The organism is Elongatibacter sediminis (assembly GCF_037892215.1).
GTDB lineage: Bacteria > Pseudomonadota > Gammaproteobacteria > Xanthomonadales > SZUA-36 > Elongatibacter > Elongatibacter sediminis.
In genome coordinates this window covers 437,776-453,398 of sequence record NZ_JAZHOG010000001.1, presented here as the reverse complement: position 1 = coordinate 453,398, position 15,623 = coordinate 437,776, and the positions used below count along the sequence as shown (strand labels likewise).

Sequence of the window (15,623 nt, the reverse complement as noted above, 5' to 3'; positions counted from 1 at the left end):
GATCGGATGAGGGGATTCGGAGCATTTTCCCAGGTGGTCGCGGTCGCCGTGTTCAACCTGCGCAACATTCCCCGGCGGCTGGGCTCGTCGCTGACGGCGGTGGTGGGCATCGCCGGCGTCGTGGCGGTGATGGTGGGTGTGTTGTCGATCGCCGAAGGCATCATGCGCACCATGGAACGTTCGGCGGCGCCCAACAATGTCATCGTGCTGCGCAGCGGCGCCACCACCGAAATGATGAGTGGTTTCGGCGGGGATTCCGTACGCCTGATCAACGAAGCGCCGGGCATCGCGCGCACGGAGCAGGGCTTGTTGTCGTCGCCTGAACTGTTCGTCATCATCAACCTGCCGAAGAAGTCCACCGGTACCGATGCCAACGTACCGCTGCGGGGCGTGACGCCCACCGCTTTCGCCGTGCGCGATCGTTTTTCCATGGTCGAGGGCCGTCGGTTCCGCCCGGGACTCAACGAGGTCATTGTCGGGGTGGGCGCGGCCGATGAATTCGCCGGACTGGACGTGGGGTCGTCGGTCACCGTGAGTCGCGAGCAGTGGCCTGTCGTGGGCATTTTCGAAGCGGGGGGCGGCCTGGCGGAATCGGAAATCTGGGTGGACGCCGCGGTATTGCAGCAGGCCTATCGCCGAGGTAACTCCTACCAGTCCGTGGTGGCGCGGCTGGATTCCGGCAGCGAATTCCAGGACTTCAAGGACGCACTCACCACCAACCCCCAACTGAATGTGAAGCCGATGCGCGAGGCGGACTACTACATCGCGCAGTCCTCGACCCTGTATCGGGTGATTACCGGAATCGGGACCGCCATCGCCATCGTCATGGGGTTGGGCGCGGTGTTCGGGGCCCTGAATACGATGTATACCGCGGTTTCGGAGCGGCGGCAGGAAATCGCGACCTTGCGGGCGCTGGGTTTCAGTTCCGGTCCGGTGGTGTGTTCGGTTCTGCTCGAATCCCTGGTGCTGGCCTTGATCGGAGGTGCGATCGGAGCACTGCTGGCGTGGTTGGCGTTCGACGGATTTCGCGCCGCGACGATGAACTGGGGCAGCTTCAGTCAGGTCACGTTCGCCTTCGACGTGAATTTTCCACTGCTGGTCCGCGGGATCACGTTCGCCACGGTCATCGGATTGATCGGCGGCCTGTTCCCGGCGATTCACGCGGCCCGGCAGCCCATTGCCAATGCGTTGCGAGCGCTCTAGACCATGTCAGGCCGCTCGCAGCCCCGTCTGGTACCCGGTGGCCGCGCATGATTTATACTCAAACCACTCCCGTTTTGGCGCACTCCGGGCCTGGGGTAAAGGAATTACCCGGAAACAATTGCTAGGCCGAGTCCAATGCCGAAAATCATAGCCTGTACGCCTTTCGATAAGCCCGACCCGGCGCTGGTCGCCGCGCTTGCGGCCACGCCCGCCATGCCCGTGCTGGATCTCGGGCGTGACCGGGAAAAAGCGCTCGCGGTGCTGGCGCGGGCGCGTTCACTGGTACCCGGGGCTTTCGCGGTGCGGGTCACCGACGACGCGATCGTGCGGCCGGGCGAGTTGCCGGCGATTGTCGACACCGTGGTGCTCGAAGCGGGTTGTACGGTTTCCCGGTGGCGCCCACGCCAGGTGCTGGTTCAGGTGACGTCGATGGAAGAAGCCGCTGAAGCCATCGCGGCGGGCGCCAACGGTTTGATCGCACGCGGCAACGAGGCCGGCGGACGTGTCGGGGATGAAACCGCCTTCCTGCTGACCCAGCGATTGGCTGCGGCCAGTCTGGATGTTCCTTTCTGGGTGCAAGGCGGAATCGGGCGGCACACGGCCGCGGCCTGCGTGGCCGGTGGAGCGGCGGGTGTCTACCTCGACGAACAACTGGCGCTGGTGCAGGAATCGCAGCTCGAATCGTCCATCGCGCGTGCCGTCGCCGGCATGGACGGGTCGGAAACAGTCGTTATCCACGGCCATCGTGTTTTCAGCCGGCCGGATTTGCCGGTCGCGCGCCACCTGGCGGACTACAGCCCCGATGAAGTCGCCGGCCTGCTCGGGGCTTCGAGTCTGCAGGACAGCCTGATACCGATGGGGCAGGCTGCCGCTTTCGCCGGACCGCTGGCCCGTCATTACCGCACCGCCGCCGGTCTGGTTCGCGGCTTCGAGTCCGCCATGCGCGCCTTGCCAGCCGCGGCGGCCGCCGCGCCGGCCCTGGTTCGGAACGGCGATCTGGCACGTGAATTCGCAACCGAGTTTCCGGTAGCGCAGGGCCCGATGACCCGGGTCAGCGACCAGGCCGGCTTCGCCGCCGCGGTCGCCGAGGGCGGCGGCCTGCCATTCCTCGCCCTGTCCCTGATGCGCGGTCCGCAGGTCGAAGAACTGCTGAGCGAAACCTCGCAACGGCTGGGCTCGAACAGTTGGGGCGTGGGTGTTCTGGGTTTCGTTCCTCCCGAATTGCGCGAAGAGCAACTGGATGTGATCCGGCGATTCAAACCACCGTTCGCGCTGATCGCGGGTGGGCGGCCGTCGCAGTCACGGGTGCTCGAAGACGAGGGCATCCGCACCTTCCTGCACGTGCCATCACCGCGATTGCTCGAAATGTTTCTCAAGGAAGGCGCGCGCCGATTCGTATTCGAAGGGCGTGAATGCGGGGGTCACGTGGGGCCGCGCAGCAGCTTCGCCCTGTGGGAAGCGCAGATTCAACAGTTGCTGGCCTGCGATGCGGTCGCCGAAGTTCAGGCGCTGTTCGCCGGTGGCATCCACGATGCCCGCTCCGCGGCCATGGTGAGTGCGATGGCGGCACCGCTCGCGGACCGTGGTGCGGCCGTGGGTGTCCTGATGGGCACTGCCTATCTCCTCACCCGGGAAGCCACGGAGACCGGTGCCATCCAGCCCGGATTCCAGCAGGCGGCCCGGGACTGCACCCGAACCGTGTTGCTCGAGACCTCGCCCGGACACGCGACCCGTTGCGTGGATTCGGAATACGTGCGCACGTTCGAACGGCGGCGGGATGAGCTGGTGGCCGATGGCGTACCGCAGGACCAGGCGTGGATGGAACTGGAGTCGCTCAACCTCGGCCGGCTGCGTATCGCCTCCAAGGGCCTGCAGCGCGAGGGTGACGAGCTGGTGTCCGTGGACGCGCAGACCCAGGTCCGGGAAGGCATGTACATGATCGGTCAGGCCGCAGTGCTGCACGATGAGGTCTGTACCATCGCGCAACTGCACGACGATGTGGTCAACGGCAGCGAAGCCCTGCTGCGGGCCGGGACGGACACGCGCATTGCGGGTGGTCCGCGCATCGAGGCCGGCCGGCCCCGGCCGGCCCCGGCGGACGTCGCAATCGTCGGCCTGGCCGGCATTTTTCCCGGCGCGCGGGATCTCGCGGAATACTGGTCCAACATCATCGATGGCAGAAACCTGATCACGGAGGTGCCGGCCGAACGCTGGAACACGGACTTGTACTACGACCCCGAGGCTGTCGGTGAGTCGGCGGGTGCGAAAACGCCCTCCAAATGGGGGGGCTTCCTGCCCACTGTCGCGTTCGACCCCCTGAAATGGGGCATTCCCCCGAATTCGCTGGCGGCGATCGAACCGGTCCAGTTGCTCAGCCTGGAAGTCGCCGCCCGGGCCCTGGCGGATGCGCGGGTGGACGAGCTGAATTTCGACCGCGAACGCGCGTCGGTGATTTTTGGCGCCGAGGCCGGGGCCGACATGTCCGGTGCCTACGGCTTTCGGGCCCTGTTCCAGCAGTATGTGGGCGAGATACCACCGGAACTCGACGCGGTGCTGCCGTCTCTGACCGAAGACTCGTTTCCCGGCGTGCTGGCCAACGTCATCGCCGGCCGTATCGCCAACCGTCTGGACCTGGGGGGGGTGAACTACACGGTCGATGCCGCCTGCGCCTCCTCGCTCGCCGCGGTCGATGCCGCGGTCAAGGAACTGAACCGGGGGGGCAGTGATCTGGTGCTGTGCGGTGGCGCCGATCTGCACAACACGATTTACGACTACCTGCTGTTTTCCAGTGTTCACGCGCTGTCGCCGACCGGACAGTGCCGCACGTTCGATGCCACCGCCGACGGAATCGTGCTTGGCGAGGGAATCGCCTGCATGGCGCTCAAGCGCCTGGCCGACGCGGAACGTGACGGTGATCGGGTTTACGCGGTGATCAAGGCGGTCTCCGGCTCCAGCGACGGGCGCAGCCTGGGTCTGACCGCACCGCGCAAGGAAGGACAGAAACGGGCGCTGGAACGGGCCTACGGACAATGTGGCGTGTCGCCGGCGGAAGTGGGCCTGATCGAAGCACACGGTACCGGAACCGTGGTCGGAGATCGCACCGAACTGGCCACCCTGACCGAGGTTTTCAGGGAAGCCGGCGCCGAACCCGGTCGATGCTCGCTGGGATCGGTTAAATCCCAGATCGGCCACACAAAGTGCACGGCCGGGGTCGCCGGGCTTATCAAGGCCGCGCTGTCGATCCATCACGGCGTTCGTCCGCCGACCCTGCATGTCGACCAGCCCAATTCGGCTTGGGACCCGGCGCAGAATCCGTTCGAATTCCGCCGCGAAGCGCGGCCCTGGCTGGAATCGCGCCGCATGGCCGGTGTCAGCGCGCTGGGGTTTGGTGGAACCAATTTCCACGTGGTGCTGGCCGGACAGGAATCCGCGGCACTGCCGCTGCGTGCCGCCGACGAATGGCCCGCCGAGCTGCTGCTGTTCCGTGGAGACGCCGATGAGGCACGGTCGCGAGTGGCGCAGGCGCGCACCTGGCTGAACGGCAACGGCCGGATTCGCCTGCGTGACCTTGCGCGCACGCTGGCGGCGTCCGGCGACGGGCCGGTGCATGTGGCCATCGTGGCCCATGGGGCCGAGGATGCGAAAGCCCGTCTGGACGACCTGTTGGACGGTCGGGAACACGCCCGGGTGTTCATCACCGATCGTGAAGTCACGGGCGGCAAACTCGCCTTCGTTTTTCCCGGCCAGGGCAGTCAGCGCGTGGGCATGTTGTCCGATCTGTTCGTGCGAATGCCTCCGCTGCGGCGCGTGCTTGGCCTGGGCGAAGCCTACCTCGACCGGATTTATCCGCCGCAGGTGCATACGGCGGAACAGCGTGCGGCACAGAAGGCGGCGCTCACCGACACCCGTTGCGCCCAACCGGCGCTGGGCATGATGTGTCTGGCGGTCGCGGAGTTTCTGGAGCAACTGGGAATCCGTCCCGATTACCTGGCCGGTCACAGCTACGGCGAGTTGGTGGCGTTGTGCCGGGCGGGTGCCTTCGACGAGGAGACCCTGATCGCGCTGAGCGAGGCGCGCGCTTCCTACATTCTCGAGGCCGCCGGCTCCGAGCCCGGAGTGATGGCTGCCGTGAACGCGGCGGCCTCCGATGTCGCACCCGTTATCGAGCGTGAAGACGGCGTCATCATCGCCAACTACAACGCACCCTCCCAGGTGGTGATATCGGGTCCGGAGGATGCCGTGGATCGTGCCGTGGAGCGGTTGGGCGATGCCGGCATGAGTGCCCGCCGGATTCCGGTGGCCTGTGCGTTTCACAGCCCGCTGGTCGCCGGAGCGCAGGACATGCTGGCCGAACGCCTGGCGCAATGCGACGTTCACGAATTGTCCATTCCCGTGTTTTCGAACGCGGCCGCCGCCCCGTACCTGCACAGCGCCGACGGGGTGCGGTCGCAACTGGCGGCGCAGGTGGCGCGGCCGGTGCGGTTCGCGGACCAAATCGAGGCGATGTACCAGGCCGGTGTACGGATTTTCGTGGAAGCCGGGCCGGGACAGGTCTTGAGCGGGCTGATCGCGGCCACGTTGCGTGACCGGCCCCACCGGGTGATCCGCTGCGATGATCCGGCTGGCCAGTCGTTGCCGGCCCTGCTCGGCGCGGTGGGCCAACTGGCGGTACTGGGCGTCGAGGTGCATCCCGAAGCGCTGTTTCTGGGCCGTGACGCCGACGTGGTCGATCTCGGACAGCCGCCGGCGCTGGCCCCCTCGGCCTGGCTGGTCAATGGTCAGATGGCGCGGCCGGCCAGTGGCGAAGCGCCGCCGCACGCCTATGTCGCGGTCAGCGAGCCGGTGATCCGGCCAGGGCAATTGCGTCCCGCGGCGGATGTCGCCGCCGGCACCGCGCCGGATGCCCGCGAACAGGCCATGATCGAATATCTGCACGGCATGCGCGAAATGATTGCCGCGCAACGCGATGTGATGATGCAGTTTCTCGGGGCGGATGCGGCGGCGTCACCGGGCGTGTCGCGGCCGGCCATCGAGGTGACGCCGCGGTCCGCCGTGAGCGGGCCGGCCGAATCCGCCGAACCGGCCGCCATTCCGGCTGCGCAGGCGGCTTCGGGCGCGCCGCCCGGATCGCACGAAACCGGAAATGCGGCAACCGGAGTCGACATCACGGGTTTGCTGCTCTCCATCGTCAGTGAACGCACCGGCTATCCGCAGGACATGCTGGATCTCGATCTGGACCTGGAAGCGGAGCTGTCCATCGATTCGATCAAGCGGATTGAAATTCTGGGCCAGTTGCGCGAGCAGGTCGCACTGGGAGAAGCCCCGGGCCAGTCCGAGGACGAGGTGATCGAGGAATTGGCCGGTCTGAAAACATTGCGGGCGCTGGTCGACTGGCTGGAGAGTCATCGGCCGGGGGAGGACCCGGCGCCACGGGACAGCGCCGCTGAATCGACCGCCGAATCCGTTCCCGCGTCGAAGCCTGAATACGGAGCACAGCCGGAAACCGCCTCCGCCGACACGGAGGCTCGCGTACGTTGTTACGGCTTTCGGGTCGTGGATGCCCCGCTTGGGGATGCGCCGGCCCTGAATGCAGATTCGGATGCGGAGTCGGCCACGTGCCGGCTCGCCATCGTCGACGATGGTCGCGGTATCGCTCGTCTGCTCGCCGACCGTGTGAAGGCGGCGGGTGGAGAGGCCGAAGTGATTGGCCGGCTCGATGCCGTGGACGACGTGGCGGATCTGATCGATCTCTCCTGCCTTGCCGAAGCGGCGGATCACGAGGTCGTGCCGGCCCTGTTCAGCCGCCTCAAGCGTGCCGTGGCCAGCGGTATCGGCACCCTGATCGTGGCCAGTCCCGCAGGGGGTCGGTTCGGGCTGGGTTCGGGCGCCGATACGGCGGGGGCGGGTCCTGGCGGAGCGGCCGGCCTGGTCAAGTCCCTGGCGCACGAATTTCCGTCCCTGCGAACGCGGGTCGTCGACCTGGATCCGGAGGAGGCCCCGGAACAGTTGGCGCAAGCGCTGGCGGCGGAATGGCTGGCGTCGGGAGATGATCGGATCGAAGTCGGTTACCACGACGGGCGACGGGTCGCATGGTCGCTGGAAGCCCTGGACGCGAGCACCGACGAGGAAGAATCCGGCGAACCGGCGCTGGATACGGATTCCGTGGTCGTCGTGCTGGGGGGTGGGCGCGGCATTTGCGCCCGGCTTGCCGCGGCCCTCGCCGATCGCTACGGCTGCCGGCTGGAACTGGTCGGACGAACCGCGGAACCCCGGCCCGAAAGCGACGAGACCGCGGCTGCCCGGACCCTGGCCGAATTGCGCCAGGTACTGGTCGCCCAGGGCATGTCACGGCCTGCCGAGATCGAGGCGGAATGCAGCCGTCTGATGGCGGCTCGCGCGGTGAGTGAAACCCTCGATAACATCCGTGCGGCGGGCGGGCAGGTTCGTTATCACGCTTGCGATGCAACGGATGCCGGGGCCCTGGAGTCGCTGATCACGCGGCTGCGCGATGAGTACGGCCGGATTGACGGCGTGATTCACGGAGCCGGGATTCTCGAAGACAAACTGATTTGCGACAAAACCGAAGCGTCCTTCCGGCGCGTTTTCGACACCAAGGTGGTGCCGGCACGGATCCTGGCCGGAATGCTGGGCCCGGACACGCGGTTCGTGCTGTTTTTCTCCAGCGTCGCCGCGGTTTTCGGTAACCGCGGTCAGGCGGATTACGCCGCCGCCAACGATGCACTGGACAAGCTGGCCGGGCAACTCGCCGGGCGCGGTCCGGCACGGGTCTTGTCGGTCAACTGGGGACCCTGGTCCGGTGCCGGAATGATCGGACCTGAACTGGCCCGTGAGTACGCACGGCGCGGCATTCCGCTGATCGAACCCGAACAGGGTGTGGCGGCGGCCATGGACATCCTGCAGGGCGGGTTCCCGGACGCCGTTCAGGTCCTGGTCATGGCCGGTGACGCCGCAGGTTACCTCAAGGCCGTCAGCGGCCAGAACCCCAGGGAGGCCGCCGGTACGCGGTCAACGGAATCGCATAGCGTGCATGAGTGAAAGGATTGCCATCGTCGGGATGGCAGCCACCTTTCCCGGCGCACCCGACCTGGACCGGTACCTCGACAACCTGCGTGCCGGTTTCGACGCCATCCGCGAAGCGCCCACCGGACGCCTGGATGCGTTGTTCCACGATCCGGAGTCCGGACGCCCGGACCGGCTGTACTGTCGCCGTGGCGGGTTCCTGGGTGAAACCTACGACTTCGACCCGGGCCCGTGGGGCATCATGCCGGTGGCGGCGGACAGCGCCGATCCGGATCAGCTGATCACCCTCGATCTCGCGGCCCGGGCGCTGGAAGACGCGGACATCGATCCCGGCCAGCTCGCCGGCGGCCGCAGCGGCATCGTGCTGGGCCGGGGGGGGTACCTCACGCCGGGCATGGTGCGCCTGGAGCAGTTCGTGCGCACCACCGGTCAGCTCGAACTGACCTTGAGATCCGTGTTGCCGGAGATCACCGCGGATCAGTTGGAGCGGATTCGCGAACGTTTCCAGCAAACCATCGGATTCCGGCCGGATGCCTCGATTGGCCTGGTGCCCAACCTGGCCGCGTCGCGGGTGGCCAACCGCCTCGATCTGCACGGACCCGCCTATACCGTGGATGCGGCCTGCGCCAGTTCCCTGTTGGCGGTCGATCAGGCCTGCAGGGAATTGCTCAGTGGACGCTGTGACACCATGCTCGCCGGCGGCGTGCACCTGTGCAATGACGTGTCGTTCTGGAGCGTCTTCACGCAGTTGGGTGCACTGAGCCGCAACGAATGCATCCGTCCCTTCGACCGGCGCGCCGACGGATTGCTGATCGGCGAAGGCGGGGGACTGGTCGTACTGCGCCGGCTGGAAGACGCCGAGCGCGACGGGCAACCCGTCCATGCGGTGCTGCGGGGCGTGGGCATCGCCAGCGACGGGCGTGGAACCAGCGTAATGAGCCCGCGACCCGAAGGGCAACGGCGGGCGATCGAACAGGCCTGGACCAACGCCGAACTGGATCCGGAGACGGTCGGATTCGTCGAGGCGCACGGCACGGCCACTCCGGCCGGTGACCAGGCTGAATTGAAAACTCTGGCTGCGACGTTCGGCCCCCATGGCACGGGAACCCGGCCGGCCCTGGGGTCGGTCAAGTCCATGATCGGACACACGATGCCTGCTGCCGGCATCGCCGGTCTGATCAAAGCGGTCTTGTCCGTCCGGAACGGCGAGATCTACCCCTCCCTGCATTGCGACGATCCCCATCCTATGCTGGCGGAAACCCGGTTTCGCATCGCCACCGAATGTGAGTCCTGGGATCAGAAAACAGGCCCGCGCCGCGCCGGTGTCAGTGCCTTCGGGTTTGGTGGAATCAACGCCCACGTCGTGCTGGAGGAGTACAACCCGGCCGATGCCACGGTGCTCGTCGCGCCGCGGCCGCGTGCACGTGCGCCGTTTTTCGCCGCAGCGGCCGACCCGACCGGCGTGCTGGCGCGGTTGGCGGCGGGGCAGCCGGGAGGAGAAGGCGAATGCCGCATCGCCGTGTTCGACCCCACGCCGGAGCGCCTGGCCCGGGCGGCGCGCATCGTGGAACGCGGTCAAAGCTGGGACGGGCGCGGAGATGTGTTTTTCGCCAACAACGGCCTGGCGCGGCAGGGTGGAAAGATTGTCTTCCTGTTTCCCGGGATCGAAGCCGAATTCGAGCCACGCGTGGAACGCCTTGCCCGCTCCCTGGACCTGTCGGCGCCGGAAGCCGCGGAAGTCGGTGATCTGAAGCGGCAGGGGCGTGGTGTGATCATGGCCGGGCTGATTCTCGATCGGGCACTGCGTGAGCAAGGTGTGTTGCCCGACGCCATCGCCGGACACAGTATTGGTGAGTGGGCCGGCATGGTGGCCGCGGACATGGTGCCGGCGGAAGCGGTTGAAGGTTTCGCCGACCGTATGCTGGGATTGAGTGTGGACTTTCCCGACGTGGTCTTCGCCGCGCTGGGTTGCGGTGCGCAAACCGTGGAGGGTCTGCTAGGCGACGATGGCGAGGTCTGTATTTCGCACGATAATTGTCCGCACCAGTCCATTGTATGCGGGCCTGAAAAACCGGTCCGGGCGCTGGTGGACAAATTGCGCGCCGAAGGCATTCTTTGCCAGGTTCTGCCGTTCCGCTCCGGGTTTCATGCACCGTTTCTGGAGCCGCAACTGGCGCGTCACCGGGACGTGGTCGATGGCCTGACCCTGCAGCGCCCGGCGATTCCCTTGTGGTCGGCGACCACCGCGGCCCCGTATCCGGATGCAACCGGGCCGGTGCGGGAACTGGCCAATGAACACCTGGTCAGCCCGGTTCGGTTTCGGGCGCTGATCGAGGCGCTGTACGCGGACGGGTTCCGGGTGTTTATCCAGACGGGGCCGGGCAGCCTGAGCGGTTTCGTCGAAGACACCCTGCGTGGCCGCGATCATCTGGCCATCAGCGCCGGGAGCACTCGGCGCGATGCCGTCGAACAGGTACAGCGGGTCGGCGCGGCCTTGTGGGCTCATGGCTATCCCGCGCGGCCCCGGGGATTGCGGGCTACCGGAACGACCGTGGCGCTTCGCCTCGGTGCGCCGCTGGTCGAACCGGCGGATCTGCCGGTTCTGGGCGGGCCGGTTCGCGAACCGGGTCATTCGGCCAGTGACCGGACGGACCGGGTCACGTTTCCATCCGCCGATTCTCCGGACCCGGTGTTGCGGGAACTGGCGGCCACCCTGGATCTGCTCACGGACACGCAAAAGGATATTCAGGCACAGTGGCTGCGCTACCGGTCCGAAAATCCTTCAGGCCGTCAGCCCGACCCGACACCGGCCAGGCGGGAATCTTTCGAGTTGACCCGGGTACTGCGGCTGGGTCTGAAGGAATACCCCGAACTCATCGATCATTCGTTTTTCCGCCAGCCGGAACGCTGGAGTGGCCCGGCCGAACGGTTTTGCGTCGTGCCCATGACCATGCACCTGGAACTGATGATCGAGGCCGCCGAGGCCCTGGTGCCCGGCAAGCGGGCCGTCGGAATCGAAGGGGTGCGCGCGCTGCGCTGGCTGGCCGTGGTTCCGTCCGCCGAGGTCACGGTTTCCGCCCGGCTTGAAGCCGACAGCCGGGTGGCGGTCAAAGTGGGTGAATACTCCTCCGGCACGGTGATATTGGCCGATGATTACAGTCCGGCGCCGGAAGCCAGGGAGGCGCCGGCGGGGTGCGAAGGGCCCGCGCCGATCGACGGTCCGGAACTCTACGGTGGCCGCTGGATGTTCCACGGGCCTGCCTACCAGTCCGTTGCGGGTTTTACGGGTATCAGTGAGCAGGGCATCGTGGGAACCTTGCGGGCCTTGCCGGCCAAGGGCTCCCTGCTCGACGGAGCCGGTCAACTCACCGGCTACTGGATTGTCGCGCATGCAGACCGGGACCGGCTGGCATTTCCGGTAAAAATCGATCGGATCGAGTTTTTCGGCCCGGCTTTGCCGACCGGCGCCGCCGTGGACTGCAGCGTCTGGGTGCGTGACTTCGGCGATCCGTGGGTGACTGCCGACCTGGAAATGCTGCACGGCGACCGGGTCTGGGCGCGAATCAGCGGCTGGACGGATCGCCGCTTTCAGACTGATGACGCGCTGTATCAGCTGTTGCGCTATCCGGAGCGATCCCTGCTCGCCGAACGGCGGCCGGGCGGATGGTATCTCGCACGCGAGCACTGGGACCAGGTGGCTTCGCGGGAGCTGATCGCGCGGCGTTTCCTGAGCGCCGGGGAGTACGAACAGTTCCAGGCACAGAATCCGCGGCGGCAGCGGGGCTGGCTGCTGGGACGCATCGCGGCCAAGGACGCGGTGCGTGACCTCATCTGGAGCCGCGACGACCGGCCGGTGTTTCCAGTGGAAGTCCAGGTCGGCAATCTGGAAAGCGGGGCTCCCGTCATCGAGGGTCCCTGCGGCGCCGGCGTACAGGTCTCGCTGGCGCATAAAAAGGACATCGCCGTTGCCGTGGTTCGCGAAGGCACGGCACCAGGCATCGACATCGAACGGATCGAAGAACGTGAGCGTTCGTTCTATGATCTCGCCTTCGAACCGGAAGAGCAGGCGCGCATCGAAGCGGCCGCGGGCACGCCCGATAGGCGGGCGGAATGGATGACCCGGGCCTGGAGTGCCAAGGAAGCGTTCGCGAAATCGACCGGTGCGGGGCTGGGCGGCAATCCGCGCAGCTTCGAGGTGACCGAAATCGATGGCGAACGCATACGGGTCCGGGGGGCAGACGATCAGCCGGTCCGCTGGATTGAAACCGTGCGCGAGGACGAATACGTTGTCGCGGTGACGTGCGAAATGAAGAACGGGGAGCAGGCTGAGGCCAAAGCATGAATACGCAGGAATCGGAACAGGAAATTCTCGAAGTCATCCGCCAGATGCTGGTAGACGTCGCGGGTGACGAATTATTGCTGGACGAACCCATTGGCATGGAGACCTCGTTCAACGAGGATCTCGAACTGGAAAGCATCGAGTTCGTCCAGCTCGCCGAACAGGTGCAGATGCGCTACGGCGGTTCGGTGGATTTCGCCGGCTGGATTTCCGGCAAGGACCTGGATGAAATCATCGGGCTGAAAGTCGGTGACCTGGTGCGGTTCATCGCGTCGTGCCGTACCTGAACGCGCCCGGCGTCCGCCTGCATGTGCAGGAACTGGGCGCCGGTCCGCCCGTGGTGATGCTGCACGGATTGCTGCTGGGCAGTCTGGCGGCCTGGTATTTCACCGCGGCGCCGGTTCTGGCACGGGAGTCGCGGGTGGTTCTGTACGACCTGCGCGGGCACGGCCGCAGCGAGCGGGTCGGCGGGGGCTACGACAGTGACACCCAGGTGGGTGACCTGGAGGCGGTTACGGCCGAACTCGACACGCCGCTCACCCTGGTGGGTCATAGCTTCGGCGCGTTGGTCGCACTGAAGTTCGCTCTGCGTCACCCGCGCCGGGTGGCCCGGCTCGCACTGGTGGAATTGCCGCTGCCGCCCGGCAGTGCCGGCGACATCGACGGTTTCCTGGCCCGTAGCCCTGAAGAGGCACTGGATGCCCTGCCGGAGGCGGTGCTCAAGTCCGCGCAGGGTGGAGGACGGGCGGCCCGCCGCCTGCTGGAGCATCTGGATTTTCTCGCCTCCCGGTCGACCTTGCTCGCCGACCTCGCGGCCGAGCCGGACATTCCGGACGCCGTACTGGCCGGGCTGCACTGTCCGGTGCTGCTGGCCTACGGCAAGGACTCCGCCTGCCGCCCGGTGGGTGAACGCCTGGCCGGCGTACTGCCCGATGCCCGGCTGGCCGTCCTCGAAGGGGGACACTATCTGCACCTCGACGCCACCGAAGCCCTGACCGATCTGCTGCGGGATTTCTGCCGTGCCTGAAGTCACCGCCAACGGCGTGCGTTTTCATGTGCAGTGGCTGGGTGCCGGGCCGCGTACCGTGGTTTTTCTGCACGGGTTGGTGATGGACAACCTGTCGAGCTGGTATTTCACCGCGGCCAACCGCGTGGCGCGGCACTGCCGGGTCATGTTGTACGACTTGCGCGGACATGGGCGAAGCGAACGGCCGCGGGAAGGCTACCGGGTGGAAGACATGGTCGACGACCTGGCCGCCCTGTTGGACGCGTCGGGCATCGACTCGCCTGTTGCCCTGGTGGGTAACAGTTTCGGAGGATTGCTGGCGCTGGCCTTCGCCGCGCGGCATCCGGAGCGGGTCGGGCGGATCACCCTCATAGACGCCCATGTCAGCGCGGCGGGCTGGGGTGAGGAAATGGCTGCCACCCTGAGTCTTCAGGGGGAAGAGCGGGACCGCTTGATCGCCGAGTCGTTCAAGGACTGGCTGGGGCGTCACCAGGAGCGCAAACGTAACCGGCTGGCCGAGAATGCGCGCGAACTGGTGTATGAAACCCGCCTGGTGGAGGACCTGCGCCGTTCGAAACCGCTGGACGACAGCGATCTGAAGGCCATCGATTGTCCGATTCTCGCACTGTACGGCACCGAGTCCGATGTGCTGGATCACGGCGAGCGGCTGCGCCGCAACGCGCCCCGTTGCGAGCTGCGCCTGCTGCCCGGCTGCACGCATTCGGTTCTGTGGGAAGCGACCCAAGAGGTGGTGGGTACGATCGAGGCGTTCCATGCTCCGCGGCGCTTCCTGTTTGTCGTTCCGCCACTGACCGGCCACATCAATCCGACGATGCCGATCGCCCTGGAACTCGAGCGGCGCGGTCATGCGGTGGCCTGGGCCGTGCACCCCGGGGCGGCAAAGGGCCGGTTGCCCGGGGCGGCGAAGATTCTGCCACTGGACGATGATCTGCCGGGTGGCATGCAGGATGAATTTCTGCAGCGGGCCCGGCAGTTGCGCGGTCCAGCGCGACTCAAATTCCTGTTCGAGGACTTTTTCGTACCGTTGGCGCGGGCAATGCGCCCCCAGGTGGAGGCGGCCATCGAAGAATGGAATCCGGACGTGATCGTATCGGACCAGCAGGCACTGGCCGGCGGACTGGCGGCGCGACGGCTGGGTCTGCCATGGGCCAGCCTGTCGACCACTTCGGCGACCCTGACCGATCCGTTCGCGGGGCTGCCCCGGGTCGCCGAATGGCTGCAGGAACTGATGGCGGAGTTGCAACGCGAAGCGGAGCTGGAGCCGGTGGCGGACCCACAACTTTCGCCCCGGCTGGCGCTGGTTCTCAGTGCGTCCGAGCTGGTTGGGCCGGATCAGGAGTATCCGGGTTCGGTGCGTTTTGTCGGCCCGGCCCTGGGGCACCGGCCCGGCGTGGAGTTTCCCTGGGACTGGCTGCAGTCCGGATCCCGGAAATTGCTGATATCCCTGGGTACGATCAACGCCGATCTGGGCCGGCGGTTCTACGCGGAAGCAATGCAGGCTTTGGAGGGGTGCGACGTCCAGGTGATTGTGGCCGCTCCGGCGGATTTGCTGCCCGAGCCGCCACCGAATTTCCTGGTCCGGGATTTCGTCCCCCAACTGGAGTTGCTGCCGCGTCTGGATGCGGTGCTGTGCCATGCCGGGCACAACACGGTCGCGGAATCCCTGGCGCACGGCGTACCTTTGGTGGTGGCGCCGATCAAGGACGATCAACCGGTTGTCGCTCAGCAGGTCGTGCGGGCCGGTGCCGGGGTGCAGATCAAGTTCGGCCGGGTTCGTGCGGCGGGTATCCGGGCGGCGGTGGAACGCGTGTTGGACGACCCGGATTACACCGACGCCGCCGTTCGGGTCGGGGCGGCTTTTCGCCAGGCCGGAGGCCCGGTGCGGGCGGCGGATCTGCTGGAGATGCTGGATTGAGACCGCGCATTGGGGCACAGTATGCGGATGGGGGAATTACCTGATCTGATTGTGCGGCCTGATTTGCCGTCTCCGGCACGTGATGCCGGGGATGCAGG

6 protein-coding genes are annotated in these 15,623 nt (G+C 66.7%); all 6 read left to right on the top strand.

Going from position 1 to position 15,623, the window contains the following annotated elements; genetic code table 11:
* Positions 1 to 6 precede the first annotated feature (6 nt).
* The 6 genes from V3330_RS01750 (at position 7) to V3330_RS01725 (ending at position 15,525) form a co-directional block, all read left to right on the top strand.
* Positions 7 to 1,203 (top strand): ABC transporter permease, encoded by a 1,197-nt coding sequence (locus V3330_RS01750; RefSeq protein WP_354693655.1) that lies wholly within the window; start codon positions 7 to 9, stop codon positions 1,201 to 1,203.
* A 135-nt stretch (positions 1,204 to 1,338) separates the two neighbouring features.
* On the top strand, positions 1,339 to 8,259 hold the full coding sequence (locus tag V3330_RS01745) for an SDR family NAD(P)-dependent oxidoreductase (RefSeq protein WP_354693654.1): 6,921 nt from the start codon (positions 1,339 to 1,341) through the stop codon (positions 8,257 to 8,259).
* Positions 8,252 to 12,586 carry a beta-ketoacyl synthase N-terminal-like domain-containing protein gene (locus V3330_RS01740; RefSeq protein WP_354693653.1) on the top strand — a complete coding sequence of 1,445 codons (4,335 nt, stop codon included), beginning with the start codon at positions 8,252 to 8,254 and terminating at the stop codon, positions 12,584 to 12,586. The genes V3330_RS01745 and V3330_RS01740 overlap by 8 nt, the downstream gene beginning before the upstream one ends.
* The gene (locus V3330_RS01735; protein ID WP_354693652.1) at positions 12,583 to 12,870 is read left to right on the top strand and encodes an acyl carrier protein; all 288 of its coding nucleotides are present in this window, start codon (positions 12,583 to 12,585) and stop codon (positions 12,868 to 12,870) included. The genes V3330_RS01740 and V3330_RS01735 overlap by 4 nt, the downstream gene beginning before the upstream one ends.
* Positions 12,858 to 13,610, top strand: a complete 753-nt coding sequence (locus tag V3330_RS01730) for an alpha/beta fold hydrolase (protein WP_354693651.1) — start codon at positions 12,858 to 12,860, stop codon at positions 13,608 to 13,610. The genes V3330_RS01735 and V3330_RS01730 overlap by 13 nt, the downstream gene beginning before the upstream one ends.
* On the top strand, positions 13,603 to 15,525 hold the full coding sequence (locus tag V3330_RS01725) for an alpha/beta fold hydrolase (RefSeq protein ID WP_354693650.1): 1,923 nt from the start codon (positions 13,603 to 13,605) through the stop codon (positions 15,523 to 15,525). Before V3330_RS01730 ends, V3330_RS01725 begins: the two co-directional genes overlap by 8 nt.
* The last annotated feature ends 98 nt before the right edge of the window (positions 15,526 to 15,623 follow it).